Raw genomic sequence first — 26,922 nt, forward strand, 5'->3', positions numbered from 1 at the left:
AAGGAGGCTAACCGATGAGCTTAAACAGCGGAACGCTGTAACTCATAAGACTTCAGGTGAGTGTAAGCTGCTCGTAGCCGTATCAGGCTATCAGGGTCAATACCGGATTGCTCGGCGCGGAACAGCAGATCGCCAACAATATGGTCAGCTTCAATACGTGAGCCATTTTGCAAATCACGATACATTGATGCGGTTAATTTAGACCCTGGTTCGGTTAACATCTGATGTGCGCGTTCTACACCAGGAGCATAGCCAGCTTTCAGCGCTATGCTTCTTATCTCTTCAATCAACATCAAGATAAATGTTTTACCATCGGGCGAAGCAATAATATCGCCAATGGGTGCCCGCATCAGACAGGTACTGGATGCCAGAGAGGCAAGGAACAGCCACTTTTCCCACATTGCCAGTAAAATATTATCGCTATGCTCAGACTGAAAATCTGTCTGTTTAAAAATGTCAGCGATGTGGTTGGTTCTGTCACTTTTGGCTCCGTTCAATTCACCAAAAATGATGTTATGGGTCGGTGTCATGCGATAAATAGTGCCATCAGCTTCTACCGTAGAAACAATGTTACATAATCCACCCAGTACTTTTTGACTGCCAAAAGCTTGCTCTAACACCTGGATGTGACGCATACCATTGAGCAACGGCAGGATAGCTGTGTTTGGGCCGACGGCCGGGGAGAATGAATCAATAGCATTCTCCAGATCGTAAGCTTTACAACTAAGCAGTATCAGATCGTAAGGATGATCAATTTCCTCAGTGGTCACCAGAGGAGGAGAAGGGAGTGAAATTAGCTGATTCCCCGGATTCTTAATGACCAAGCCATTTTGTTTTAACTTCTGTGCTCGTGCAGGGCGAACCAAAAAAGTTACATCCTGTCCTGATTCGAGCAGTTTGCCACCAAAGTACCCACCAACAGCACCGGCCCCTACGATAAGAATTCGCATATAACATCCTCAGTTTGATAGACGATTAACCATGTTTTGAAATGAGAATTGAGTGTCAGGTATTCAGGATAGATCGAAAAACCATTTCGTGACATACCTTCCATAAGATATCCGAACGAATAAATAATGAATTCTGGTCAAACAGTTAACGCTTAATAATTCACTAAGGATTGCCCTCTACACTTTGTCGCTATGTTGGTAAAGATCGCTTTGGATGTTCAACAGGGTAATTTAATGGCCGGCAACAAGCAGACTCAGGTCACCGGTAAGGGTATTCAGGTTTTATCCTCTTCCTTTTATAGGCGTCAGATTTTATTTCTGTTAGCCGCGGCCATGCTTTTTTTGGGGCTGTCCTGGCATGATCGACTCGACTTTTGGATCACTACTCAGTGGTATCAGATTGAAACGCACTCTTTTCCCCTGAAAGATAACGTCTGGCTGGAGCTGATTAATCACAAACTGCTTAAGTTTTCGATTATTACATCTGCCGTTATCGCTCTGTTCTGCGGGATATACCGTAAAAATCCTCGTTTGGTCGCGGCAATGGTATTGCTTGGTATTGGTACAGCAGTGGTTGGCGCTTTAAAAGCATCCAGTATTCATTCATGCCCCTGGAGTCTGAGTGAGTTTGGTGGTCAGGCTGATTACCTTCATCTGTTTGAATCAGTTCCTGTCGGCGTAAACCCCGGGCCGGGAAAATGTTTTCCCGGGGGGCATTCATCTTGTGGATTTGCTGTGATGGCGCTGTTCTTTTTGTTTTATCCGGAACGCCCTAAATTGGCCTGGAGTTGCTGGTTGCTGGGGATTTCTCTTGGGATGGTAATGGGATATGGGCAAGTTATGAGGGGGGCTCATTTTCTTTCTCATAATCTTTGGGCCGGTTGGTGGGTGTGGTTAAGCCAGCTAGGAGGCTATTGGTTGTTGGGACGAATTATCGTATGGCGCAGACAACGTTATTAATAGAGAGAATATTCTATGGAAAATTTTAACTATCAATTATTTATGATGATAAATGTCACGCCAGACTCTCCGCTTTGGGCTATTGAGTTAGCTGAGTTTTTGGCAAAACAGGCGATAAATATTATACCGATTGTTTTATTAGTTGCATGGTTATGGGTACCTCGCCGGGAATTAGTGATAAAAACGCTTATTGCACTGGTATTTGGCGTGATATTAGCCAAAACGCTGGGAACCCTATTTCCTCACGTTCGCCCGTTTATTCAGGGAGTTGGTTATCAGTTACTGGGTCATGGTAATACGCCATCTTTTCCAAGTAACCATGGTACTGGAGCGTTTACGTTTGCACTGGCATTTCTGCTTTGGGGGCGTTTGGGTATGGGGATGCTGTTTATGGTGTGGGCGTTGGGTATTGCATGGTCTCGGGTCTATTTAGGTGTTCATTGGCCAATGGATATGGCGGGTGCTTTTATGGTGGCGTTAGTTTCATGCTTTCTGACGCAATGGATCTGGTCACTGTGGGGAAGGGCTTTTTTGTCTAATTCTGAGAAGATATATCATCGAGTTTTTATTCTGCCAATCAAGAAAAGTTGGGTTAAATATTAATTAACCAGCTAATGTTAAAACAGGGTCAATGATGGCCCTGAAAATTATTGAATATTGTTAACAGAGTAAATATTTTTTTAATTAACAAATGATACCTTTGTATATTTTAAACCCTTCATTTCGTATAGCTATTTATAATAAAGTAGCATTCTATTTAAACCTTTTTATTTACTAAACATTCATTATAAATACATATAATATCAATATTGTTATTTTTAATTAATATCATGATATTTAAAGGTTAAATTATTTAACATGTATTTCATTAAGTAATTTTAATTATATATTTATGTGTTGTAGATATATTTTTTGTTTGTGGTATTTAAAATATAAAAATTTTATTTAACCACTTCTGGTTATTATCAGAAATATATTCTTTCTATTCTGGAATAATTAAAAACCGCTCCTAAAATTATAATTACGTCATCAGACGTTTTCTAATTAGAGGCTATTCATATGAGACGGACAAATATTGGCCGGTTGAGCAGCATTGCATTGGCAATTATGCTTGCCTGTTCTCTTGCGGCATGTAGTGGGGGCGGAGGAGGATCGATTAGCTCCGCATTAAAAGATAAGGGTAACCAGAACGTTGACAATAATAGTGGTTCTGGTGGTGATGATGGTGGTAGTGCAAATAACGGTGGTGATGGTGGCAGCGGAGGCACTGGAGATGGAGGTACTGGAAATAACGGCGGTAACAACGGCGGTAACAATGGTGGAAACAACGGCGGCAACAACGGTGGAGGTGGAACTGATACGGCTTCTACCACTACCGGAAATGTACTGAATGATGTGGGTGGTGCAGTGAATGGTGTTGGTGACACTGTTAAAGGTGTAGGTGATGTGGTCAGTAACGTGACATTACCGGACGCCGGAGGCGTTGTTGTTCAGGGTACCGTATCGCTGGTGGATTCTGCAGGTAATGCCATTAATGATGTAGGTAGCGGCATTCAGAACGGCGTTGGTAAGTTGGGTTCAAACCCAAATGCTTTAGGTGATACCGCTGCTGGCGTACCAAAAGCAGTGAGCTCATTGGGTGATGGTGTTTCTGGTTTAGGTGATACCGTTGCAGCTTTAGGCGATACCAAACTATTGGGTACTGTCGGTAAAACAGGTGTACTGGATACAACTGGCGGGGTAGTTAATAAGGTTGGTGGGGTTGTTTCTGATGTTGGTGATGGATTAGCAAAAGATCTAACTTCGGGTACCACAGCTAAAGTGACAACAGCATTAACCGGCGTTGTTACTCCGGTGGTTGTTACAACAGAAAATATTACCCAAAAAGTAGGAGATACCACAGGATTAGGGGCTCCGGTTAATACAGTACTTGGTCAGGTTGGTACTGCAGTTGCTAATTTGGGAAATCAGGTAGGCAATACTGCACCAGCGTTAAATGGCCTGGGGGATACCGTTGCTAATGCAGGAAAAGCGGTCGGAGACACTGGCGGCCTGGTCACTTCGGATTCAGCATCATCTGGCGGTGGAGTCGTGGGTAGTGTGGTTAATACTCTGACTAACACAGCATCTGGTGCAACCGGTTCTACCGGAGGTTCTTCATCGGGAAGTGCAGGTAGCGTTGGTGGTCTGGTTGGTGGTTTAGTTAGTGGTGTAACCAATACGGTTGGTGGTGTCACTTCTGGTAATGCTACTGGTGGCACCAATACTAATCCGGTTGGAAGTCTGGTCGGTAATGTTACAGCAGGTCTTGGTGCGGGGGCTGGCATCAGCATTGGTGGAACACAAAATAAGTCAGGTAAATAATCATTTTTAATCATCATGATTAGTGCCCCCATTCGTGGGGGCACTTTAGTATCTGGGTATGCCACGAGAAATCGATTATGAAAATAAGACAAATTGGCTTGTTGTGTTTATTCACTTCTGGCGTAGGCAGCGCGTGGGCTGACGTTTTGCCAACGCTGATTGACCCTAATAACCCGGCAAAATTAGCCAGTGAAGTGGCTAAACCTGGTACACCACGAGAGAGAGGTGCACAGGCCACAGTTCCCTCTTCTGATGAACAGACCGCAGCTGGCGGGTTGACGCTGGAAACATTAATTGAAGTTAAACACTTGCAATTTATTGGTGGTACGCGTTATTCCAATGAGGAATTGATCAAACCCTATGCTGATTTTATTGGTAAAAAAATTCCGTTGAAAAAACTGATTGAAGCGACGCAAGCCATTACTGAAAAGTACCATCGGGATGGCTATATTCTCTCTTATGCCTATCTGCCATCCAAAAATTTTCAACAGGGCACCTTAAGTGTGGCATTGGTAGAAGGTTATATTGCTAATAGTCGTGTGCAAAGTGATAACACGGCTATCGCTCACCGATTAGAAAGGCTGTCGCGTAAAATTATGGAGCAAAAACCGCTGACACAAGAGTGGTTTGAGCGCTACAGCATTTTAATGAACCGAACGCCTGATACAACTGTCAGCGCATCAGCAAAAAATCCGGATAATATTTATGGTGCTACTCAACTGGATGTTAAAGCAGACCATCCTCACTATTGGAATCTGAGTTCAACGGTAGATAGTCGGAAAGACCAGCAGAAAGCAGTCATTAACGGCACCCTGAGTGGTTTAACTTCTTATGGTGAACAGCTTGGTATTGCCACTTTGGTTCCTTTGGGGAGCAATGACAATAAAGAGAACTATGTTGGTATGAACTACCAACAGTATTTGAATGATGATGGTTTGCAGGTGCAACTGAAAGGAAGTTATTACAATAAGAAGCCAAAGAATAATACGCCTGTACTGGTATTGCCCCAGTTAGATGTGGATATTGGAAGTAAAACGGAAGAGACTCAATATACCAGCGGTATCCAGTTTAATTACCCTTTGTTATTAACCAGACAGAATCAATGGACTTTAAGTGGTGGTCTGGACTATCTGGATAAGCAATATGACGTTTCTTATCATGGTCGATTGCTGGGCGATCCTTTCTCAGCAAAAGAAGGATTTAAATTACGCTATCCGGCTGCGGATTTATCGTTAGCGCGTTACCGGGAATATACTTTGGGCGTCTGGTCTACCCGGCTGAATTTACGCCAGGGTATTGAAGGTTCAATGGCTAACAGCGATCTACCCGATACCGATCTTGCTTTTACTCGCTGGCGATTAAATAACGATGCCGCTTATCTTTTGGCTGAAAAATGGCGATTAAGCGCCAGTCTGGAAGGGGACTGGTCAGATAACGATTTGCCTGAGCCGGAGCGCGTCAGTTTTGGTGGTTTACGTTATGGTCGGGGATATCCGGATGGTGATGCCAGTGGTGACTATGGCTATGGTGGACAACTTGAAATGCGGTATATGTATAGCCGCGAAAGTCGTTGGCTTAATACTGTTCAACCCTACGTATTAGTCGATACTGCCAGAAGTTACTTTAATCAGCGAGCGTTAGATGACCGGAAGTTGGCATCCTATGCGGCGGGTGTCACTATTGGTGACAGTAAGCACTATTCTCTGTCTCTGGAAGGTGCGCGACCAGTGGGCGATGTTCCCAGCGACAGTGATAAACGTGGTTTTCGCTTTAATGCCACTTTTACTTATAACTTTAATAATTAACATCAGGCCGGGATATCCCGGCCTGATTATTAGTAATGAACTCAATTAGCCACGCAGGCGTTTGGTAAGACCTTTCAGAAAGTAGCGTAATAGTTGATCGCCACATTCGCGGTAATTCTTATGGCCTGGTTTGCGGAACACTGCGCTTAATTCGGGTTTAGATACGCGGAAATCTACTGATTTATAAATATCCAGCAGGTCAGTATCTTTTAGCTCAAAAGCGATACGCAATTTCTTTAATACGATGTTATTAGTTATCCGAGGCTCAATTTCAGGAGCAGGGAAGTTTTCATCTTTGCCGCGTCTAAAGAAGATCAGGCCGTTAAGAAAATGGCCCATAACCCGATCGTCGCACGCTTTGTAGTCCGGCTCATCTTCTTTTTTTAACCAGCAAGCCATGTCGGCTACAGAGACTTCCAGATCCGCCAGTTTAATGATTTGAACCATCTGAGCATCACTGAGATCCAGCATGTAACGTACACTTCGTAAGGTATAAGTATTAATCATTGATTATTATCCACATTTTTCGTTTCGGACTGAACTTTGTTGTCGGTGCCGGTTTCATTATTGTTCAGTGGATATTCTTTAACCGCTGACATTAACGGCAGCATAGTAGGCATTAATCCATGGTTTCTCAATATTTAATCGAGATTATTTTATGGTGAAGCCATTGTGCAACGCCTTACAGGGGCTGTTTATTCAGATCCAAGAGTTGATCCAAAAACCATCGTCCGGCAGGGCCAGGGGGAGAGTTCTTTGACCAAACGGCATCCACAGAAATGGTTTTTGGCCAGCCCCGAGCGTTCAGTTCAATCAGAGGACGCTGGCTGAACTGACGAACCAACCAGCGGGGAAGTATCGCCCAGCCAAAGCCCTGTTCAGCCATTTCCAGCAGCATTAAATAACTGGGCGCTGACCAGATAAGCCCTTGAGGTATTCGCTCCTGAGTGCGCTGATAGGTATTAAGACAAAGCTGGCGTGAACTGGCTAATTGCTCTTTTGTTACCTGTTTTAATGATGCCAATGGGTGCTGTTTTGCGACAAACAAACTCATTTCTGTCTGCTCCAGCAATCGGGAGGAACCGATGTCCTGCGGATAGCTGTTTTGAACTTCGATGAGTCCGATATGAGCCCGGCCAGTTTGTAGCAGGTTAATGACATCTTCGTCTTCGGCTATCAAACATTCGAACTCGATATCGGGATAGCGGCGTTCAAAATTTTGCATGATCTCTTCATGGCGGGTTGGCTGATAAGTATCAGACAAGACAAAGCTGAGGCGTGGCTCAATGTGGGTCGAGAGGCGAATAGCCAGTTCATCAAGGTGCTGACTGGCATTCAGAATCTCTTTTACTTGATTTAGTACTCTGAGACCCTGAGGGGTCAGTACCGGATGACGGCTATTGCGATCAAACAGCATAAGTCCGAGATCAACTTCCAGATTGGCAATAGCCGTGCTAATAGTGGACTGGCTTTTGTGTAGCTTCCGGGCTGCGGCGGAGAAGGAGCCCAGCGCGGCGGCTTCAACAAAGGCAACGAGTGCTTCCGGAGAGTAATTCATGATGTATCGATTTTTTAGATGGTATCTATTTTTAATATATCCCAAAAATCGATGATAATCGACAATTCCGAATAGTTTGGATTTTTTTTAACTTAAAGTAACAAGCAGGTCATTTATGCAGAAGAAAACATTAGCAGAACGTATTTTTCACGCGGTCTGTTTTGAGGTGATTGCCATTATCATTACTGCGCCACTTTTTTCGTGGCTGATGGGGCGCTCCATCCTGCAGATGGGGACGTTGGCAATAGTGCTTTCGACTACCGCGATGATCTGGAACGTGATTTATAACGCATTGTTCGATCGTTTCTGGCCTTCAAGTCGTATTACCCGTAACGCCAAAGTGCGAACTTTCCATGCACTGGGTTTTGAAGGTGGATTTATCATTATCGGTTTGGGATTAGTGGTAGCAATATTAGGCGTGAGTGTTAAAACGGCATTCCTGATGGAGATTGGTTTCTTTCTCTTTTTCTTGCCTTATACCTATATCTTCAATCTGGCTTACGACACCTTAAGGGAGAAGGTGATTAAGCACCGGAGCAGAAAGATGGAAATGCGACTGGCTGGAAATTATAAGAAGTAAAACCAATGGGGGGAAATATTAAAATTGCCCCCCATTAATATTGTTTTTCGTTCGTTCTTTTAGCGGTAACTCTTTCCTCCACCTCTTTATCAACGGTGCTATAATCGACGACGGCACGAATCCCATCGTATATAATTTATTCAAATTTAATAAAGGCCCTGTCAAATCATGGAACAAACCAGCCTTGGTTTTCCTCCGTTAACCGTAACGGTTTTTATTGTACTTGCCGTTTCTGCCCTGGCTATCGACCTGATAGCACATCGCAAGGATAAGCCGATTAGTTTGAAAAACGCTTCAATCTGGTGCCTGTTTTGGTTGTCTATTGGTCTTGGATTTGGTGGTTTTCTCTATGTTCAACATGGCGCAGATATCGCCAGTCTGTATTTGACGGGGTATGCGCTGGAAGAGGTGCTGTCTGTCGATAATTTGTTTGTCATCATGGCTATTTTCGCCTGGTTTAAGATCCCAAACGGATATCGCCATCGAGTACTCTATTGGGGCATTATTGGCGCCATTGTTTTCCGCGGTATTTTTGTGGCGATAGGTACCGGTTTATTAGCGTTAGGCCCTTGGGTTGAGATGCTGTTTGCGGTGATTGTATTTTTTACAGCGATTATGATGCTTCGTTCCAATCATGATGGTGACGAAATTGAAGACTATTCGCGTCATCCTGCCAACCGTTTAGTGCGGCGCTTCTTTCCCGTCTATCCAAAGCTGGTGGGTAATCACTTTTTGCTAAGTGCTGAAGAAGTAAAGGCTGATTTAGCCCGCCCTGAAAATAAAGATTTTGTTTTTCACGTGAAGAAAAACGTACGTTACGCCACGCCGTTATTTTTATGTGTAGCGGTGGTGGAAATTTCTGATGTGATGTTCGCTTTTGACAGCGTTCCTGCGGTGATAGCAGTTAGCCGCGAACCGCTCATTGTCTACTCAGCCATGATGTTTGCCGTATTAGGCTTGAGAACCTTCTACTTTGTGTTGGAGGCGCTACGTAACCATCTGGTTCATTTGGAAAAAGCGGTCATCTTCTTACTGTTCTTTGTTGGTTTTAAACTGGCGCTAAATGCCAGTGAGCATATATGGCATCATGGGTATGAAATCAGCGCAACGGCCAGTCTTGGTGTGGTATTGGCTGCATTAGCCATTGGTATCCTGAGCAGTTTTATCTTCCCGGCGAAAGACGACAAGTAGCTACAGGCCGGTAACTCCTGAGGGGTGTTACCGGTATGCTGAATCTTGGCGGATGATGTTACTGATTAACGATAACTTTATGATAGTTATCGTTGTCCAGATTTCCTACCTCTAACGTAATTTCTGTTTCAACACCATTTGGCTGTGAAAAGGTACTTTTTGCCAGCGCCAGGATGGTTTTTGCCACCTCCTGTTTGATCGAGGCACTGCGTCCGGCAAACATTCTGAAATCAATGTGCATCACGGCTTTTTCTTTATCTGCCAGACCAATTACCGATCTTTCAATTGGGGTAAGGTAAGTTTTAAAGTTAGAGGCATCCGATGAAATTAGCGGTGATACTGATTGATGTATCTGAATAACAAAAGACTCTAACTGCGATTGTGACGGCAGGTTAGGAGTATAAGTGATATGAATTTGTGGCATGAAGTCAGGTTCCGTTATTAGGTTTTTTTAGTATATATACCTGATAACGCGGCATTTGGCACGAATAAATCCAATGAAAACATAGAGTAGGGGCGCTTATTATCGGCGCCCCGGATAACCTTCAATCATGCCGGTTATTTTTGTAGCTTTGCCAACAACGTTTTTCGGGTAATACCTAACTGTTTAGCCGCTTCAGTTTTATTACCGCCGGTTTTTTCCAGCGCGGTTAAAATGGCTTCTTTCTCTACCAGTTCCAGTGGTTGAATGGGCTTATCTAAATCGAGGCTGTGTGGATGCTCTTCTGCAAACTGATGGATGCTTAACGGTAGCTCTTTTTCGCTGATAAAGTCACCGGTCAATAGAATAACGGCCCGTTCAATAGTATTTTCTAATTCGCGAACATTACCGGGCCAGCTATATTTCAACAACATATCCATGGCCTGGGGAGTAAAGCCCTTCACCGACTTACGGTTGCGTTGAGCAAACTTCTCCAGAAAATGCATGGCCAGTGGAGGAATATCTTCTCGCCTCTCTCTTAGGGCCGGAGCATCGACGGTAACCACATTGAGGCGATAGTAAAGATCCTGACGAAACTTTCCCGCTTCCACATCAGCTTTAAGGTCGCGGTTGGTAGCGGCAATCAGTCGTACATCCACCGTCAGGGTTTGGTTGCTGCCTACTCGCTGAATCTCCCGTTCCTGAATAGCTCGTAATAGTTTGGCCTGCATCAACAGCGAAACTTCACCAATTTCATCCAGAAATAACGTGCCCTTGTCCGCCTCCATAAAGCGGCCTTCCCGACGCTTATCGGCACCGGTAAATGCACCTTTTTCATGACCAAATAACTCTGACTCCAACAGAGACTCACTTAAAGCTGCGCAGTTAACGATAACCAGCGGTTGGTCTTTGCGTAAACTATAAGCGTGAACAGAACGCGCAATCAGCTCTTTACCGGTGCCTGATTCCCCACATATCAGTACGGTTGCTTCTGAGGGGGCGATCATTGCAACCATTTCCATCAGGCGCCGCATTTGTGGGCTGCGACCGATCATATTGGGATTATCTACTGTAAGCTGCTGGCGTAATTGCTGGTTCTCTGTTTTTAGATTGGTGTGTTCCAGTGCCCGTTCGATGGTCAACTGTAACATATCAAAATCCAGTGGTTTGGTGAGGTAATCGTATGCACCGGCTTTGATGGCTTCCACCGCGGACTCTACATTTGAATAGGCGGTCATAATCAGAATAGGGATGGCAGGATTGTAGGCTTTGATGGCTTTCAATGCCTCAATGCCGTCCATTTCAGACATACGTACATCGGTCAAAATCAGATCGAATGGCGTTTGTCTGACCTGCTCCAGTGCTTCAAGGCCGTTATGAGCCAGAGTAACCTGATAGCCCCAGCCTTTCATCAGTGCCTGAATAATAGTGCAGTGGCTCAGATCGTCATCAACGACCAGAATATGGGCTTTATGGGTGGCCATGGTCAGATGCCTCCTGTGTTGATGGGCTATGTTTCATTGGAATCGTTAGTTCAAAGCGGGTGCCGATTGAGAGTTGACTGGTAACACCTATTTTACCCTGATGTTCTTCCACCACTTTTTGAACCACGGTCAGGCCAAGGCCAGTGCCAGAAGCCTTAGTAGTAAAGTACGGGTTAAAAATATTGGTCAGATCGTCAGCAGGAATACCTTTACCTGAATCTTTAACGATGATCTGTAGCTCCGAAGCTGCATTGGTACTCAAATGAACTTCGACGGTACCGTTGTTGCCTATAGCTTGGATCGCATTCAGATAAAGGTTCAATAGCGCTTGAGTAAAACGATCCGGATCAATATCAACCAGCGGTAGCCCGGGCTCTGCTTTAAACAAAATGTTGATATGTTTAGCTTCTGCATCCTGCCGTATCAGATGAAGTGAGTGCTCAATGACATCACAAATATTCACCCGCTGAATTCTTAAGTCCGTAGGGCGAACCAGCTCCAGTAGTTCGGTTATAACCCGGTTTAAACGGTCAACTTCTTTTGCCATGACTTTTGCCAGTTCTTGCTCTTCACTGCCCTGTTCTGAACGACCTTCAAAGTATTTGGCAAAGCCTTTAATGGAGGAGAGTGGGTTTCTGATTTCATGTGCAACACCAGCGGCCAGATTGCCGATGGCAGCCATTTTCTCTTTACGTCGAACCTCTTCCTGTAGCTGTCGGACTTCGCGCATATCCCGGAAGATAAATACGTTACCTAAAAAATTTCCGTTGTTATTAACAATGTTAGCCACACTGATACTTAGAGGAATGGTCTGGCCTGAGGTCAGGGTATAATCAATTTCCCGCTCTATTACCGGCTGATGGTTATGCTCACTGCCAGCCAGTTGGTTCCAACTGTCGGGAAGCGCCTGTTTGATATTACGTCCGGACAGCCCGATAGCGCTGTGCCCCAGAATTTCTTCTGCAGTATGGTTTACTACGCTGATTTGTCGGTGTTCGTTGGTGGTGATTAACCCAATTGGCAAATTGCTGATAATCTCTGATGAGAATGCTTTGGAATCTTGCAATTGGCGGCTGGAGCGCTGGTACCGTTTGGCCCAAAATAGCGATAGTATGCTGGCTAAGGCCAACAGACCAAGAATAGACAGAAAAATTAGCGTATTGCGAATATCTTTTGCTTGTGAAGCTTCCAATGTGGAGGTATCAAAGGCAGTAAAGATGACATTACGATCCTGATCTTCATCCTCGATATCATCAGACCAGTAGGTATCCGGTCTTTTGCTCCCCATATGCATACGGTGGCCAGCCATCCGCTTTAACGGTTTGAAGAAACGATAGACTTCAAAAGCACTTTGATGTTTGTCCTGTTCGTCAGCAAATGGGGTGATACGCCACTGCTCTGTTTGAGCAACATGCAGATCCCGCATTTCCTGTGGTGTGTAAAGTTGTGCGCCGACTTTATCCGGATCGCTGTGCGCCAGAATTCTGCCGGAGGTATCGGTAATGGCGATATACAGAATACCAGGCTGATAGGCCATCTCTTCCAGCAGAGTTTGTCGCTGGTCGTGACGCCAGCGCATACCCATTCCGGTGCGGGTACCTGATTCGAAAGCGCGTATTAATACCGTGCTTTTTTCCAGCAGTGTTTGAATTTCAATATCGCGTCCCCGATTCAGATCTTTTACCGTCACGATAATAATCACGGCAATCAGAATAATGACGGAGCCGATAAAAAACCACGAGGGTAAGATGGCGGGTAACCCCGGCCTCCACTTAAGCGCTTTCACTACAGGTATCCTTATAGTTGGCGTGAGGAAGGTCATAACCGGACATGGTTAACGTATCATGCGGGTAATAATTACTCACACTATAAACCGAATGGGTAATAATTACCCGATCTTCCTGACCGCATGCCACCATTTAAACCTCAAATCACGGGTAACTAAAATTTATTGATTAACCAGCAGAAGCGCAGCTGTTAGGAAAAAGGCCTGCTGTAATGCGCTCTGACGGACAGATTACTTATCGTAAATAGTACTTATAGCTATTCAATTTCCGTGCCAGAGAAAAACTGGCACGCCAGTTGCAATATCAAATTAAACCACAGTGTGATGTTTCACTTATTTATTGATATACCAACAGAAGGAAATTAATTATGACTCTGAATAAAACTGCTATTGCTGCCGTACTTTCTCTTGCTGCCCTGACCGGATTTGGCGGTGTTGCTATGGCACAAAGCGAAACCGCACCTCAGCCGGGTATGAATGGTCAGCCAATGATGGGATATAACGGAATGAAGCCGGGACAAGGTTATCATCGTGGCTTTATGGCTAATTTGACGCCAGAACAGCAAGCTACCAGTCAGAAAATATTCAATGAGTTCCAGACTAAAAGTGCTGACCTGCGTCAGAAAATGATGTCTAAAAATTATGAATACAAAGCGCTGTTAACCAGTAGCCCGCTGGATGAGCAAAAGGTTCAGGCTGTAAGTAAAGAGATTGATGAATTACGTAATGCTCTTCACCAGAACCGCGTTGCCATGGACATTGAAATGGCGAAAGCCGGTATGCCAATGACTGGCCGTCACATGGGTATGGGAATGGGCGACCACATGGGTGGTAAAGGTATGCATGGTGGTCAGGGTATGCACGGTGGAAGAGGATGCCGTTAATTATTGTTGTTTGATATCTTGTTGTTTTAGAGTTTAAAAAACCCCGCGGTGCGGGGTTTTTTAATTATTATTGAAACCAAATAAATTATCTTCAGTGAATATTCCAGCCGTAAAAGTTATGTGCTCATACGACTAAAGTGCTCGGACGGAAGAGCCATATACTTAGCGACGGAGTGTGTCGGGCCAGCGCTAGCGCTGTTCAAACAGGCTTTACCTGTTTGTCGTTGGCTTACGCCAGGTCGACCTCAACGCCTGTTCCTCCCGACAATCGGTTTTTTAGACTTTTCACCAATCTGAAACGCATTCTATAAAGTAAAAACTACTCTACTACCGATTCTCTGACTACCAACGCCGGTAAAAACAAAAATTCTTCTACTTCAATGGATTGGTCATCCAGCCGGGCGATAAGTCTGTCGACCATCACTGTAGCAATCTCGGTGAGCGGTGGAGCAACAGAGGTTAATGCTGGTGTAACCAGACTGGTGAGGAAGGTATTGTCGATACCCACTACGGAGATGTCTTCAGGCACGCGGATACCAGCAGCACGAAAACCGGCAATCAGGCCAATGGCCATCACATCGTTAACCGCGACAATACCGTCCGGAGGTGTTGGTTGTTGGCTGATGGTTTTCGCCAGCATCTTACCCAGTTCAGTCATCTCGGCATCGCCATAACCGGAGCGGGCTTTGCCTTCGATAATGCGATAATGATCTGACAGACCAGACTGTTGAGCGGCGTTGATAAAACCGCTAATCCGGTTCATTCGGCTTACGGTTTTACCGCTTTCAGTGACGAAGGCGATATGTTTGCAGCCCCGATCTATCAGGTGCTGAGCGGCAATTTTTCCCGCCTGAAAGTTATCCATGGAAATGCTATCGCCAATCACTGAGCGCTCTGGCGAGTCGGGGTGAGTTTGCATATCGTAGTTGACCATCACTAAACCTCGGGCGATGGCATCATGAAAATGGGATTGCTCAGTCATAGTAGAGACCACAATCATGCCGCGGATCCCCTGAGAAAGCAGATCGTTAAGGAAGGTGCGCTCTTCTTCCTGATTGCGATATGTGTTACCTAATAAAACCCGGTAGCCGTGTTGTTTCGCGGCCAGATCTATTTCATGAGCTAATTCAGCAAAACTGGGGTTAACAATAGAAGGAACTAATAGCCCCAACATGTTGACCTGCCCGGTTTTTAATTGACGGGCGGCACGGTTAGGCGAGAATTGCAGTTCGGTAATGGCGGCTTCAATCCGCGCCAGTGTCTCTGGCCTCATGCGATTAGTCCGGCCATTGAGCAGGTTAGATACGGTGCTGACGGAAACCCCAGCGCGCTGTGCTACATCACGTATGTTTGCCATGTTTCCCCGATTTATAGCGAACAGCCCGGAAAAAGCCGGGCTGTCGATACCAATTTGCCAACCAGTAACGGCTTAAGGTGCCATCTGGCCGCCATTTACGTCAATAATTTGACCGGTAATGTAACCGCTACAGGCGTGAGATGCCAGAAAGAGATAGGTTGGTGCCACTTCTTCACTGGTACCAAAACGACCCATTGGAATAGTTGAGCTGATTTTTTCAATCAACTCCTGACTCTTATCACTGTGGAATGCAGTATCAATACTGCCCGGAGCAACCACGTTAAAGCGAATGTTGTCCTTAGTGAACTCTTTCACCCAGTTACGATGCATATTGTGCAACCAGGCTTTAGAGCTGGCGTAGAGGCTGGCACCCAGACCGCCACCTTCACGTCCGGCAATGGAACCGCTACTGATTACCGACGTGGTTTTTCCACTGGCTTTAGCCGCCGCACGCAAATGAGGAATGGCAAACTTAGTTACCATCATAGCTGAGCGTGCATTAAGGTTCATAACGTGGTCGTAAAACTCATCATCGATAGCTTCTAACCCACGGCGGCCACCTAAACCACCGGCATTATTGATGAGTACATCCATACCACCAAAGCGTTCAACGAAATCATTAACCAGTTTTTCGCACTGTTCGGATTTGGATACATCAGCAATAAAGAATTCCACATCGCCACCCAGCGCAGCCAGTTCTGCTTTTGCTTTTTGGCAACTTTCATTACGAGAGCCGTTAATGCCAACTTTTGCTCCGCTGCGGATGAATGCTTTTGCCGCGGCCAAACCAATACCAGCGGTGGAACCGGTGATAAGAACTCGTTTACCTTGGAGATCGTTAAACATAAGTCTGTTTCCTGTTTTCATCTTCAGTTAAGTCGGTAGAACATGCCTTGACGATTCATATCACGACATATTTACCCGTTAAGTATGGCTTTTTAGTGTAACGATACACCAAATATCATAAAGTGCTACAAAAAGATCTCATGAGATCTTTCAGGTCGATGACAAAGCCAGATGATTCAATTTTATGTTTTAGCATAACCAATCGAAGGGAGAGATTTACAGACGGGTGCCTGCCCTTCGGGACAACGTAAGGCGTTGTTCGTTGAGGCCGTAGCAGCATTAGCTGCCGGAGCACTCCTTAGCTAAGCACAGATGGTCTTCCGACCGGATATGAAGATGATATGAGCAATATGGTTTTTACGGCCGGAATAGGCACGGCTGCTGATTGATTAAGTTTGCCAGCAGTCTCAGGATCTATTGCGATCTTTCTGGCAGAAAGATTATCAGGTGAAATAGCCGATGATTTTTTGTGATTTTTAGATAATCGACGACGTTAGCCTCACAATCGTGATTATTTAGCTAAAAACCCTGATAAGTCAGTGGACTTGTTTTAGGTGTTTTAGCAAAGGAGATGAATTATCATTCTCATTATCGTCTTGTGATTAAAGAGTCATTCAATGCTGTGTCCTGTACTGTCTGTTTTAAACCGGTTGGTGCCGCTGGTCGCACTGACTTTTTCCTTCTCTTGTTTTGCTTCATCCATCACGGTGACCGATATTGCCGGCAGGCAGGTAACGCTAAATGCGCCGGTATCGCGAGTCGTACTGGCGGACAGCCGGGCGTTAGTGGCCTTGAATATTCTGAATCCACAAAATCCGCTGCATGGCATTATTGCCTGGGATAACGCATTACAAGTAAAAGTGCCGGATATGGCACAGGCATACAGCAAAAAATTTCCGGCAATAGATAAAGTTCCGGTATTTGCCAACCCCTATGCTTCTGATTTCAGTGTTGAGCGGGCGTTGAAAATGAAGCCCGATCTGGTGATATTTGATACGGGTTTGCTGGCTAAATTAAGGGATAGCGGTACCCTTAATCAGTTAGAAAAGTCAGGCGTTCCGGTGATTTTTATCGATTTCCGCCAGCAGCCATTGACCAATACCGTCGCCAGTATTCGATTGCTGGGCAAAGTATTTGGGGAAGAGAAAAATGGGGAAAAATACATCTCTTTTTACCAACAGCGCTTATCACTGATTCAACAGCGGGTTGCCACACTCACTCCTCAGCAGCGACCAACGGTATTTATTGAACGCCATGCTGGTATGACGGGTACAGACGCTTGCTGTCATACTTTTGGTAAAGGTAATTTTGGTGAATTTATTCAAGCTGCCGGGGGGAATAACCTGGGAAGCCAGTGGTTTGAGACCATGGGCGGTGAAATTAACGAAGAGCAGCTGATTACCAGCCAGCCTCGTTTTTATCTGATGACCGCGGCAGACTGGAGTCAGGCTCATAAAGGTTCGGTTTCTATTCCTTTGGGATATGGTGCTGATGAACAAATATCTCAAAAGATGTTGAAGGGATTAATGGAGCGTCGCAGTCAGCGGGTGCTTACTGCGGTGAAAGAGGGGCGAGTGATGGCGTTTTATCACCAGTTTTATGACAGCCCGTTTAATATCGCGGCAGTGGAAGCAATCGCTAAATTTCTTCATCCAACGCTGTTTGCAGATCTTGATCCATTAGCCGATCTGAAAATGATGCACCGCGAATTCTCTTCTCTGGAGTACCAGGGGCTATTTTGGATTAATGCTAAATAACCCTGCAAAGCGTGCTGGAATAAGGGTTTCAGCACGCTTTTTGTTTGTGATTCTATTTACATGTAACTGATAATGATTATTATAAGCATTCAATTATTATCTCCCCGTTAAGGTTCGAGAATGTCCTCAATGTTTCGTTTATCTCTGCTGGCAGGTTCAATTCTGTTGGCCCATTCTGCATATGCAGTAACAGAATCTGTTGATTCTGATTCATCAGGTCTGAAGGAAACGATGACCGTGGTTGGTAACTGGCTGGATGCCCAGGATAATAGTTCGATATTGCTGAACCATCCTGGTGCCAGAACCATTGTCACGGAAGAGAAAATGAAAGAGAAAGGCAGTGAAACCATCGCAGATGTATTACGCGGTATTCCTGGCGTACAGGTTCGGGATAATAACGGTACCGGAGGGAGTGATATCTCTCTAAACGTAGGGGTTAGAGGGTTAACGGCTCGTCTGTCACCTCGTTCTACTATTTTGATGGATGGAGTACCGCTGGCGGTAGCGCCATATGGTCAACCTCAATTGTCGATGGCTCCGCTATCGATTGGTAATTTACAGTCGGTGGATGTAGTACGCGGAGGTGGTTCAGTACGCTATGGGCCGCAGAATGTGGGTGGCGTTATCAATTTTGTGACTAAATCGATTCCGAAAGAATTTGGTGGAGATGCCAGCGTACAAACTCAGGGGGCAGGAAAGGGCGGATTAAAAACGCTGACCAGCACCTCGGTAGGCGGGACGGCAGATAATGGTTTTGGTGCCGTATTACTCTATTCCGGGTTACACGGGCAGGGCTATCGGGCAAGTAACGATAATACCGATATTGATGATGTGATGTTAAAAACCAGCTATGCCCTGACGGAGAAAGACCAACTGGCGGCAAACTTCCATTATTATGATGCACAATCCGGTATGCCCGGTGGATTAACCAGCGCACAGTATGCCGATGATCCATTCCAGGTTACCCGACCTTATGATGAATTTAGCGGCCGTCGTAAAGACGTGTCATTAAAATATAAACATCAGGAAGACGATCGCCAGTTTGAACTGCTCTCTTACTATACCGATAGCTACCGCGGAAGCGGTATTGAGTCCGAGGGCAGCGGTGCCAATGCGGGTAAAAAGCGTATGGTGACTTATCCTCGCAATTACACCACCTACGGTATTGAGCCAAGCTATTCGCAGGTGTTCCATCATCAGTATGCAACCCAAGAGATAACCGTAGGTTATCGCTATCTGAAAGAGACAATGGACGAGAAAGCATACCGTTCCGGTTGGTATAACCCGGCCACCATTACCTCTGCACCGGACGCCACCGATTATTACCAGCACACCTCAGGTGGAACTGAAGCGCATGCCGTCTACCTGGACGATACCATTAACGTAGGGAACTGGACTCTGATCCCGGGGATTCGCTATGAGAATATCCGAACTCATGTTGATGATTCGTTTGCTGATACACACCGCAAAGAGCACTACAGCGAGCCGCTGCCTTCCATGAATGCGATGTACCATCTGACTGACGAATGGAAGCTGTTTGCTAATGCCAGTACCTCTTTTGGCAGTATGCAGTACTTCCAACTGTCTAAAGGGGGAAATGGTAACGATCCGGCTCCGGGACTGAGTGCCGAAAAAGCACATACTTATGAAGTAGGGACTCGTTTTGACGACACCGTCTGGACTGGTGAATTCACGCTGTTTTATATCGATTTTGACAATCAGCTACAGTACATCAGCAACACAGTTGGCTGGACCAGCCTGGGCGCCACAAAACATAAGGGACTGGAGTTAGCACTAACTTATGATCTCAGCGATCTCAGCCGTGCTTTAGATGGTGCGAGTATTTACAGCAGTTACTCTTATACCAAGGCCACCAGTGATAACGGTGATTTTGCAGGTAAAGATCTGCCTTTCTATTCCCGCTCGGTAGTGACGGTTGGTTCTCGCTATCAAACGGGGAACTGGGTATGGAATGTTGACAGCTACGCTCAGTCAAAACAGCGTTCACCGGGAACCGGGCCGGACTATATTACACAGGAGAGTGCTGATGGTCAGTTCGGTGATATTCCGGGCTATATGGTATGGAACTTCCGTGGTGAATATGACTTTGGCCCTCAGGTATCAAATCTGAAAGTGGGCGCTGGCGTGAAGAACTTGTTTGATCAGCGCTATTACACGCGTTCCAATGATAATAACTTTGGTAAGTATGTTGGCGATCCGCGGATCTACTTTGTACAGGCTTCGCTGGCGTTTTAAGTAAGTTACAGAAACAGAGGGGAAATATATTTCACCCTCTGTTTCTTCAAGGCTAATCAATAAAGAACAAAACTACAGATATATCATTGTCAGATTTTGTTGATATCAAACTTATGAACTGTTTCACCATCGATCTCTAACAAGGCGTCACGCAATATTTGTTGAGCATTTAATTGTTCAAATTTACGGTAATAAAGCTCTTCAAGTTCAGCTTGTGTAAGGTCTTGCTTAAATCCACTTTCTGAATTGGTTTGCCAGAAAACTTCTCCCGTATTCTTCCGGTAGTGGCCTCTTAGCATTCCTTTCCACTGAGAGCCTAAACATGAAGACAGCAAATTATTTGTGTTATCGGATAATGGGCTAAAATCAAAACGGTTTCCTTTAGCAAAAAATATTAAATTATTGCACTGAGGACACTGATAGATTTGCCTGCAATATTGGGCCAGATGGTGAGCGTTTTCTTCCCATGTCTGGGCTGGCTCCAACTTATCCAACAGATCCCAATAATCCTGATTGGCAATATAGTGAGCCCTATTGCTCATATATTCGAGACCATCAGAAATGGTATACCCACAACGACAATTAAATTTTGCCATGGTTATTAACTAATTACCCCTTCAACTGCGATAACCGGTTAAGATCGTCAAACGAGGCGGTGATGGTTTCATCATTGCGAACGGCAGTGAGCTGGGCACCATTTTCTGTGATTTGATAACCCTTCTGCTTTAAATAACAGATTAGAGCGCGACGATGGTTAATGTCGTAAAGGGATATCATCCGTGGGAAAGTGCTAAGTGCATCAAGCTGAGTGTTGTGATAATCCAGATCGATATCATTGGATTTGATCGTGACGCACATAATGCCACGACCATAGTCAGCCAGATAATAACCGCTGTTATTAAACATACCCGAAGCAATCATGCCAATGACATGCAAATCGCGGTCGTCTGCAGTAAATTCCGGGTTAGTTAAGATATCAATACCATTATCCTGACCATACTGTTTCAGAATTAATGATTGCTGTAATAAATTTTGTGAAATATCTGACTTAGCATTCGCCCATGCCCACATCCATGTTCCGGAAGAGTGGGACAACGTCCCCAACACTTGTATAGGAAATGTTGCCTTGCCGGCGAACTGAATAGTGCCTTTTTCCAGATCGGTTTCCCAGGATAAGTCTGCTACGATACTGCCAAGGGTACTCTGCTTTTCTAACGCAATGGTGCCATATCTTTCCAGCAATTCCTGCTGATTTTTACAGGCTGGTTCGCCTTCAAATTGGAGTATTTGATAGGCGGCTGACTTTTCTTGATTACCGAAAAGTTTTCTGAGGAAGTTCATTTTGACGTCCGTATAAAATGGTTATTTAAATATTCTAATAATAATCCATTTAGCTGACATCATTTATTCATACCACTGGTTTGAACAGGTATTTTTTACCCGATTCAAGGGGTTAATTATTGTACTAAATCGGGTAAAAATATTTTTCATTTAATGAATTGATTTTATTTATTTTTATAACTGGTCAGATCATTTACCTTACACATTGAGACTAACCGTTTTTGAGTGGCATCCGGATGAGCATCATCATGAGTGATAGAGGGGCGGCCTATATCGGCATTAGTAATAAAGTTTTGTTTATCAACGTTAAAGGTAGCGACAACGGTGTCTTCCTGAGTTTTACAATTAAATATATGGTCTTCAACTGTTAGTGAATAAGGGGCGTTATAGGCGGAAATATATTTATTTTTACTGAACTGAAATCCCAGTCTTGCCATTAATAAATCACCTTTGCGGGCACTATTTTTTCGATCAAATAACAGACGATAATCAGAAGCGTTGGCTGCAGACAGTGTAATCCAGTCAACTTTCATACTTTTGATCTGACAAATTGCAGCAATATCCGCTTCCTGTTGTGGGTTTTCTGCACCACCGCCGATCAGAACGGGAGCCGTATATTGTGAGCTGAGTGTGCCGCTGCCATAGCCATAATAACGCTGTTGTAATTTGCCGTTTTGGTATTGGTCGCGATATAGCGACCAGATTTTCTTATCGGTACAGTCGTAGTTAAACCACAGTTGATGTTCTTGCCCATTGGTTAACGTAATTTTTCTCATGGCATTCATCTTATCGTCCAGATGAATGATGGAGTTTGGCACAATAGTGGAAGCTTCAACTGTTGGGGATGAAGGGCCAGAAGCAACACAGCCGGAGAGCAGCGCTGGTAACAGCAATAGGGCAAACTTTTTCATTACATTGTCCTTAAAACGGGTATAACCCTTTCCATGGGAAAAGCGTTCAGACAGCGTCTGGCTATTTGAACAATTTGTTGTTCCATTATTAAAAGGTACCGGTTCATTTCTAAACCGGTACTGATGGTTAGCTGGTAGAAGGTTTCGGTCGGTAGGAGCTACCAAAGCCTAAGCCTTTTTCACCTTCATTGTTAGCAACCCGAACGTCAATTGCGTTTTGTGCGACAGACATCATCAGTTTTAGCCGATTGAGTTGGTTAACTTCACTGGCACCCGGATCGTAATCGATAGCGAAAATATTGGCTGCGGGGTAGCGTTGCTTAAGACTTTTGATAACACCTCTGCCGGTAATGTGGTTTGGTAAGCAGCCAAATGGCTGAACGCAAACAATATTACTGACGCCCATCTCCAGCAGTTCCAGCATTTCAGCAGTCAATAACCAGCCTTCACCTGCCTGATTACCTAAGGAGACAACCTCTTCCGCCATTGAGGCAAGTTCAGCAATGGCCGGAGGCGCACTGAAACGTTGGCTGCGTTTTAGTGCCTTGTTAACGGATTTTCTCATCCATTCAATCGTGGTCGTTGCCGCCTGATTGAGTGCCATACTCAGGAAATTCAGTCCATATTGATGGCGGTCATAGCGGGTACCGTAAGTGCAGGAGAGGAAAAAGTCCAGCATATCCGGCACTACAGCTTCACCGCCTTCGGCCTCAATCTGACCAACCAGATCGTTATTGGCGCCAGGATGATATTTCACCAGAATTTCACCCACCACACCCACCTTAGGCTTGCGTACCGCCAGCAGGGGTAATCGATCGAAATCGGTAACGATATCTGCCACATCCTGTTTAAATTGCCCCATACTGCCTTCGCCTTCCAGATTCTGCTTAACTCTCTGGTTCCAGTGCTCATACAGCCGTTGTGCAGAACCCACCTCAGCTTCATAAGGGCGGGTGCGAAACAGTGTGCGCATCAGTAAATCGGCATAAATAACGGCCATTACGGCTTTTTTCACCATACTAAAGCTGTAGCGAAATCCGGGGTTTTCCTCCAGTCCGGAGGCACTCAGAGATATTACCGGAACCTGGGAAAAACCGGCGTCTTCCAGTGCCTTACGAATAAAAGCAATATAGTTGGTTGCCCGGCAGGCTCCCCCAGTTTGAGTGATGATAGCGGCGCTGGTTTCGGCATCAAACTCACCGCTTTGCAGCGCATCGACAATTTGGCCGGTCACCAGAACACAGGGGTAGCAGGCATCGTTATTGACATATTTCAACCCTTGCTCAATGGCTGATTTAGTGACGGTCGGCAGCACGTGCAGGCGATAGCCTTCAGAGCGAAATACGGACTGAATCAAATCGAAATGCATTGGCGCCATTTGTGGTGCCAGAATCGTATGGGTACTGCGCATCTCTTCGGTAAAGGCAGTTCTTTTCGATTTGTAAGGCGTATCGGTCGCGCTGACACCGCGCAGGCGGCGAGCTGTCATGGCGGCTTTTAACGAACGGATACGAATGCGTACTGCTCCCAGATTAGCCCCTTCATCAATTTTTATCAGGGTATAGACCTTATTGGCCGCTTTCAGCACTTCTTCAACCTGATCGGCGGTCAGTGCATCTAAACCACAGCCAAATGAAGTAAGCTGTACCAGCTCTAACTGCGGGCTGGCAGCTACATAGGCTCCTGCAGCATACAGGCGAGAGTGATAAGCCCACTGGTCAACAACGCGTAAAGGGCGTTGCAGCAGGGACTCACCCAGATGCGCCACGCTATCTTCGGTGAGGACAGCCATACCTTCTTCAATGATAATTCGGTCAATGCCGTGATGAATACCGGGGTCAACATGATAAGGGCGGCCAGCCAGAACAATACCGGGGAGATTATTTTCCACCAGCCATGACACGACTTCCTTTCCTTTATTGCGAATATCATCGCGTACTGCCTGTAACTCTTGCCAGGCAGCCTGTACAGCTTTCCTGACCTCTTTATGTTTAAGCCCCAGGGATTTCAGCTCATCAAACAATACCTTTTCGACAGATTCCAGATGGTTAAAGTTGATGAATGGATTATGGAATGGAATATCGCCATGGCTTATTGGGTCCATGTTGGTGCGAATCACTTCGGAGTAGGTACTCACCACCGGACAGTTAAAGTGATGATCGCTGCCTTTATCCTCTTGCCACTCATAGGTTACTGATGGGAAGAAGATACGATCAACGTTACGATCAATCAGGTGTTCAATATGACCGTGAACCAGCTTAGCGGGGTAGCAAGCGGACTCTGACGGAATTGTCTCAATTCCTTTCAAATAGAGGCGTTCAGTCGAGGGGGGTGACAATACTACCCGGAAACCCAGTTCGGTAAAAAAGGTATGCCAGAAGGGATAGTTTTCAAATTGGTTCAATACCCGAGGGATCCCGACAGTACCGTTCGGTGCCTGCTCTTTTGGTAACGATTTATAGTCAAATACCCGATGTTCTTTGTATTCATACAGGTTAGGTAATCGGCTGGGGGTGATTTCAATTCTTGCCCCTTTTTCACAGCGGTTACCGGAAACGAACTCACGACCATCATCAAACGTATTGATGGTTAACATGCACTGGTTATTACATTCCCGACAGCGGTCGCTGCTCTGTTCAACATCAAAATTGATCAATTCATCAGGCAGCAGCAGCGTCGTGGGCTGGTTATCCCGCCGGGCTAATTCTCTGGCAATTAACGCTGCGCCGTAAGCACCCATTAACCCGGCGATATCAACTCGTGTGACATGGCGTTCCGTCAGGTTTTCGAAGGCACGAAGCACTGCTTCGTTATAGAATGTTCCACCCTGAACCATGATCTTTTTGGGCAGCATGTCTAACTGCTTTAACTTAATTACTTTATACAGGGCATTTTTAATCACAGAGTAAGAGAGACCAGCAGAAATATCGGCAACGGTAGCGCCTTCTTTTTGTGCCTGCTTCACCTTTGAGTTCATAAAGACTGTACAACGAGTACCTAAATCTACCGGATGAGTAGCAAGCAGTGCCTGCTGTGAGAACTCCGTTACCGGAATTTTCAGCGAACGGGCAAACATTTCAATAAAAGAGCCACACCCGGCAGAGCAGGCTTCATTGAGTAAAATGCTATTAATGACACCATCACGAATATACAGGCACTTCATATCCTGCCCGCCGATATCCAGAATAAACTCTACTCCGGGCAGTAATTGCTCTGCGGCTTTATAATGGGCGACGGTTTCCACTTCGCCAATATCGGCACGGAAAGCCGCTTTAATCAGTTGTTCGCCATAACCCGTAGTGGCAACTTTGGCGATAGTGACTTGTTCCGGTAAGCGCTGATAAATATCTCGTATGATTTCACACACAATATTCAGCGGATTACCTTTATTGTTACCGTAGAAGTCGTATAGCAGTTCACCCTGTTCACCAATCATAGCGATTTTGGTGGTAGTCGAGCCGGAGTCGATCCCGAGAAATGCGTTGCCGCGATAACTCTCCAACGGTAAGCGTTTAACGTTGGCTTTTGCATGACGCTGGCGGAATTGTTCTACGTCTTCCCGGCTATTAAATAGCGGAGGCAGTAGATCGACCTCTTTAACCGTATTTTCCTGAGCGCTACGCAGGCGATCGATGAGTTGTGTTAATGGCAGACTATCTCCCTGCTGTCTGGCCAGTAACGCAGCACCTATCGCCACAAACAGCTGTGGATGTTCAGGAAAAATAACATCATCTTTTTTCAGCCGCAGCGTTTTGATAAACAGTTTACGTAAATTATCTAAAAAATAGAGAGGGCCGCCCAGAAAGGCAACTTTCCCGCGAATAGGCTTACCACAAGCTAATCCGCTAATGGTTTGGTTGACAATAGCCTGTAAAATGGAGGCGGCAATATCTTCCTTTGCGGCTCCCTGATTGATTAATGGCTGAACGTCAGTTTTGGCAAAAACCCCACAGCGGGAAGCGATTGGGTGAATCGTTTGGTATTGGTTAGCCAGCAGATTCAGGCCTGCCGCATCGGTTTCCAGCAGTGAAGCCATTTGATCGATAAAAGCCCCCGTCCCCCCGGCGCAGCTATTATTCATACGTTGATCAACGCTGTGATGGTCGAAATAGGTAATTTTGGCGTCTTCCCCGCCGAGTTCTATTGCTACATCAGTTTGCGGCACCAGCGTGGTGATAGTTTTAGAGCTGGCGATAACTTCCTGTTCGAAGGGAATCGCTAACAGGTCAGATAGCGCCAGACCACCGGAGCCGGTAATGACTGGTGTGATAGAGATAGTTGGATATTGTTGTTGTACCTGTTCGAGCAGAACGAGCAGCGTTTGGCGGATATCAGAAAAGTGACGCTGGTAGTCATGATAAATCAGCTGTTGCTGTTGATCGAGTAGCACCAATTTAACGGTGGTTGAGCCCACATCGATTCCGGCAAAATAATGACCTGGTGTATAAAACGCCATGGTATAAATCAACCT

22 protein-coding genes are annotated in these 26,922 nt (G+C 45.4%); 9 read left to right on the top strand and 13 right to left on the bottom strand.

What is annotated here, in order from left to right:
* Window positions 1-20 precede the first annotated feature (20 nt).
* Window positions 21-950: a 2-dehydropantoate 2-reductase gene (gene panE, locus I2494_RS11495; RefSeq protein ID WP_218466877.1), complete on the bottom strand. Its 930-nt coding sequence runs from the start codon at window positions 948-950 to the stop codon at window positions 21-23.
* Window positions 951-1,184: 234 nt separating this feature from the next.
* On the opposite strand from panE, the gene I2494_RS11500 reads away from it, so the two are divergent.
* The 4 genes from I2494_RS11500 (at window position 1,185) to I2494_RS11515 (ending at window position 6,079) form a co-directional block, all read left to right on the top strand.
* A complete protein-coding gene (locus I2494_RS11500) occupies window positions 1,185-1,910 on the top strand; it encodes a phosphatase PAP2 family protein (protein WP_218466876.1) in 726 nt (241 codons plus the stop codon).
* A gap of 15 nt (window positions 1,911-1,925) precedes the next feature.
* Window positions 1,926-2,513, top strand: coding sequence for an undecaprenyl-diphosphate phosphatase (gene ybjG / locus I2494_RS11505; protein ID WP_218466875.1), 588 nt, complete (start codon window positions 1,926-1,928; stop codon window positions 2,511-2,513).
* Between the two features lie 456 nt (window positions 2,514-2,969).
* Window positions 2,970-4,274, top strand: coding sequence for a collagen-like triple helix repeat-containing protein (locus I2494_RS11510; RefSeq protein WP_218466874.1), 1,305 nt, complete (start codon window positions 2,970-2,972; stop codon window positions 4,272-4,274).
* A 77-nt stretch (window positions 4,275-4,351) separates the two neighbouring features.
* Entirely contained in the window at window positions 4,352-6,079 is a 1,728-nt protein-coding gene (locus tag I2494_RS11515; RefSeq protein ID WP_218466873.1) for a ShlB/FhaC/HecB family hemolysin secretion/activation protein, read from the top strand.
* A 45-nt stretch (window positions 6,080-6,124) separates the two neighbouring features.
* On the opposite strand, the gene I2494_RS11520 is transcribed toward I2494_RS11515, so the two are convergent.
* Both I2494_RS11520 and I2494_RS11525 read right to left on the bottom strand, forming a co-directional pair.
* Complete coding sequence (locus tag I2494_RS11520) at window positions 6,125-6,586, bottom strand: YehS family protein (protein WP_218466872.1); 462 nt, start codon at window positions 6,584-6,586, stop codon at window positions 6,125-6,127.
* 175 nt (window positions 6,587-6,761) lie between these two features.
* Window positions 6,762-7,637, bottom strand: coding sequence for a LysR family transcriptional regulator (locus I2494_RS11525; RefSeq protein WP_218466871.1), 876 nt, complete (start codon window positions 7,635-7,637; stop codon window positions 6,762-6,764).
* Window positions 7,638-7,752: 115 nt separating this feature from the next.
* On the opposite strand from I2494_RS11525, the gene I2494_RS11530 reads away from it, so the two are divergent.
* Both I2494_RS11530 and I2494_RS11535 read left to right on the top strand, forming a co-directional pair.
* A complete protein-coding gene (locus tag I2494_RS11530) occupies window positions 7,753-8,217 on the top strand; it encodes a multidrug/biocide efflux PACE transporter (RefSeq protein ID WP_218466870.1) in 465 nt (154 codons plus the stop codon).
* 168 nt (window positions 8,218-8,385) lie between these two features.
* Window positions 8,386-9,408 carry a TerC/Alx family metal homeostasis membrane protein gene (locus tag I2494_RS11535; protein WP_218466869.1) on the top strand — a complete coding sequence of 341 codons (1,023 nt, stop codon included), beginning with the start codon at window positions 8,386-8,388 and terminating at the stop codon, window positions 9,406-9,408.
* Window positions 9,409-9,466: 58 nt separating this feature from the next.
* Here I2494_RS11535 and I2494_RS11540 read toward each other — a convergent pair whose 3' ends face one another.
* The 4 genes from I2494_RS11540 to I2494_RS11555 all read right to left on the bottom strand — a co-directional run bounded on the left by I2494_RS11540 (window position 9,467) and on the right by I2494_RS11555 (window position 13,232).
* Entirely contained in the window at window positions 9,467-9,832 is a 366-nt protein-coding gene (locus I2494_RS11540) for a 5-carboxymethyl-2-hydroxymuconate Delta-isomerase (protein ID WP_218466868.1), read from the bottom strand.
* A 134-nt stretch (window positions 9,833-9,966) separates the two neighbouring features.
* Window positions 9,967-11,313 (bottom strand): sigma 54-interacting transcriptional regulator, encoded by a 1,347-nt coding sequence (locus I2494_RS11545; RefSeq protein ID WP_218466867.1) that lies wholly within the window; start codon window positions 11,311-11,313, stop codon window positions 9,967-9,969.
* A complete protein-coding gene (locus I2494_RS11550) occupies window positions 11,300-13,099 on the bottom strand; it encodes an ATP-binding protein (protein WP_228350931.1) in 1,800 nt (599 codons plus the stop codon). Before I2494_RS11550 ends, I2494_RS11545 begins: the two co-directional genes overlap by 14 nt.
* Entirely contained in the window at window positions 13,086-13,232 is a 147-nt protein-coding gene (locus tag I2494_RS11555) for a hypothetical protein (RefSeq protein WP_218467034.1), read from the bottom strand. The genes I2494_RS11550 and I2494_RS11555 overlap by 14 nt, the downstream gene beginning before the upstream one ends.
* Before the next feature lie 235 nt (window positions 13,233-13,467).
* Between I2494_RS11555 and I2494_RS11560 the strand changes: the two genes are divergently transcribed.
* On the top strand, window positions 13,468-13,983 hold the full coding sequence (locus tag I2494_RS11560) for a periplasmic heavy metal sensor (protein WP_218466865.1): 516 nt from the start codon (window positions 13,468-13,470) through the stop codon (window positions 13,981-13,983).
* Window positions 13,984-14,302: 319 nt separating this feature from the next.
* Here I2494_RS11560 and I2494_RS11565 read toward each other — a convergent pair whose 3' ends face one another.
* Together I2494_RS11565 and I2494_RS11570 are read right to left on the bottom strand one after the other, a co-directional pair.
* Window positions 14,303-15,340: a LacI family DNA-binding transcriptional regulator gene (locus tag I2494_RS11565; RefSeq protein ID WP_218466864.1), complete on the bottom strand. Its 1,038-nt coding sequence runs from the start codon at window positions 15,338-15,340 to the stop codon at window positions 14,303-14,305.
* Between the two features lie 72 nt (window positions 15,341-15,412).
* Window positions 15,413-16,186 carry an SDR family NAD(P)-dependent oxidoreductase gene (locus I2494_RS11570; protein ID WP_218466863.1) on the bottom strand — a complete coding sequence of 258 codons (774 nt, stop codon included), beginning with the start codon at window positions 16,184-16,186 and terminating at the stop codon, window positions 15,413-15,415.
* Between the two features lie 617 nt (window positions 16,187-16,803).
* Here I2494_RS11570 and I2494_RS11575 point away from each other — a divergent pair.
* Window positions 16,804-17,943 (top strand): ABC transporter substrate-binding protein, encoded by a 1,140-nt coding sequence (locus I2494_RS11575; protein ID WP_218466862.1) that lies wholly within the window; start codon window positions 16,804-16,806, stop codon window positions 17,941-17,943.
* A gap of 231 nt (window positions 17,944-18,174) precedes the next feature.
* Window positions 18,175-20,199: a TonB-dependent receptor family protein gene (locus I2494_RS11580; protein ID WP_407657908.1), complete on the top strand. Its 2,025-nt coding sequence runs from the start codon at window positions 18,175-18,177 to the stop codon at window positions 20,197-20,199.
* Window positions 20,200-20,288: 89 nt separating this feature from the next.
* Here the strand turns inward: I2494_RS11580 and I2494_RS11585 are convergent, their stop codons facing one another.
* From I2494_RS11585 to I2494_RS11600, 4 genes are all read right to left on the bottom strand, one after another.
* On the bottom strand, window positions 20,289-20,741 hold the full coding sequence (locus I2494_RS11585) for a hypothetical protein (RefSeq protein WP_218466860.1): 453 nt from the start codon (window positions 20,739-20,741) through the stop codon (window positions 20,289-20,291).
* Window positions 20,742-20,808: 67 nt separating this feature from the next.
* Window positions 20,809-21,540, bottom strand: a complete 732-nt coding sequence (locus I2494_RS11590; RefSeq protein WP_218466859.1) for a DUF6882 domain-containing protein — start codon at window positions 21,538-21,540, stop codon at window positions 20,809-20,811.
* 164 nt (window positions 21,541-21,704) lie between these two features.
* Complete coding sequence (locus I2494_RS11595; RefSeq protein WP_218466858.1) at window positions 21,705-22,451, bottom strand: hypothetical protein; 747 nt, start codon at window positions 22,449-22,451, stop codon at window positions 21,705-21,707.
* A gap of 127 nt (window positions 22,452-22,578) precedes the next feature.
* Window positions 22,579-26,907, bottom strand: a complete 4,329-nt coding sequence (locus tag I2494_RS11600; RefSeq protein ID WP_218466857.1) for a 2-hydroxyacyl-CoA dehydratase — start codon at window positions 26,905-26,907, stop codon at window positions 22,579-22,581.
* Between the last annotated feature and the right edge of the window lie 15 nt (window positions 26,908-26,922).

Origin of the sequence: Limnobaculum allomyrinae (assembly GCF_016649425.1) — a bacterium.
Lineage (GTDB): Bacteria > Pseudomonadota > Gammaproteobacteria > Enterobacterales > Enterobacteriaceae > Limnobaculum > Limnobaculum allomyrinae.

Coding starts and splice junctions, on each gene's coding strand:
- I2494_RS11580 (WP_407657908.1), top strand. CDS start 18,175: ATGACCGTGGTTGGTAACTGGCTGGATGCCCAGGATAATAGTTCGATA.
- ybjG (WP_218466875.1), top strand. CDS start 1,926: ATGGAAAATTTTAACTATCAATTATTTATGATGATAAATGTCACGCCA.
- I2494_RS11555 (WP_218467034.1), bottom strand. CDS start 13,232: ATGGTGGCATGCGGTCAGGAAGATCGGGTAATTATTACCCATTCGGTT.
- panE (WP_218466877.1), bottom strand. CDS start 950: ATGCGAATTCTTATCGTAGGGGCCGGTGCTGTTGGTGGGTACTTTGGT.
- I2494_RS11595 (WP_218466858.1), bottom strand. CDS start 22,451: ATGAAAAAGTTTGCCCTATTGCTGTTACCAGCGCTGCTCTCCGGCTGT.
- I2494_RS11510 (WP_218466874.1), top strand. CDS start 2,970: ATGAGACGGACAAATATTGGCCGGTTGAGCAGCATTGCATTGGCAATT.
- I2494_RS11585 (WP_218466860.1), bottom strand. CDS start 20,741: ATGAGCAATAGGGCTCACTATATTGCCAATCAGGATTATTGGGATCTG.
- I2494_RS11565 (WP_218466864.1), bottom strand. CDS start 15,340: ATGGCAAACATACGTGATGTAGCACAGCGCGCTGGGGTTTCCGTCAGC.
- I2494_RS11545 (WP_218466867.1), bottom strand. CDS start 11,313: ATGGCCACCCATAAAGCCCATATTCTGGTCGTTGATGACGATCTGAGC.
- I2494_RS11540 (WP_218466868.1), bottom strand. CDS start 9,832: ATGCCACAAATTCATATCACTTATACTCCTAACCTGCCGTCACAATCG.
- I2494_RS11575 (WP_218466862.1), top strand. CDS start 16,804: ATGCTGTGTCCTGTACTGTCTGTTTTAAACCGGTTGGTGCCGCTGGTC.
- I2494_RS11530 (WP_218466870.1), top strand. CDS start 7,753: ATGCAGAAGAAAACATTAGCAGAACGTATTTTTCACGCGGTCTGTTTT.
- I2494_RS11520 (WP_218466872.1), bottom strand. CDS start 6,586: ATGATTAATACTTATACCTTACGAAGTGTACGTTACATGCTGGATCTC.
- I2494_RS11590 (WP_218466859.1), bottom strand. CDS start 21,540: ATGAACTTCCTCAGAAAACTTTTCGGTAATCAAGAAAAGTCAGCCGCC.
- I2494_RS11570 (WP_218466863.1), bottom strand. CDS start 16,186: ATGTTTAACGATCTCCAAGGTAAACGAGTTCTTATCACCGGTTCCACC.
- I2494_RS11500 (WP_218466876.1), top strand. CDS start 1,185: ATGGCCGGCAACAAGCAGACTCAGGTCACCGGTAAGGGTATTCAGGTT.
- I2494_RS11560 (WP_218466865.1), top strand. CDS start 13,468: ATGACTCTGAATAAAACTGCTATTGCTGCCGTACTTTCTCTTGCTGCC.
- I2494_RS11525 (WP_218466871.1), bottom strand. CDS start 7,637: ATGAATTACTCTCCGGAAGCACTCGTTGCCTTTGTTGAAGCCGCCGCG.
- I2494_RS11535 (WP_218466869.1), top strand. CDS start 8,386: ATGGAACAAACCAGCCTTGGTTTTCCTCCGTTAACCGTAACGGTTTTT.
- I2494_RS11515 (WP_218466873.1), top strand. CDS start 4,352: ATGAAAATAAGACAAATTGGCTTGTTGTGTTTATTCACTTCTGGCGTA.
- I2494_RS11600 (WP_218466857.1), bottom strand. CDS start 26,907: ATGGCGTTTTATACACCAGGTCATTATTTTGCCGGAATCGATGTGGGC.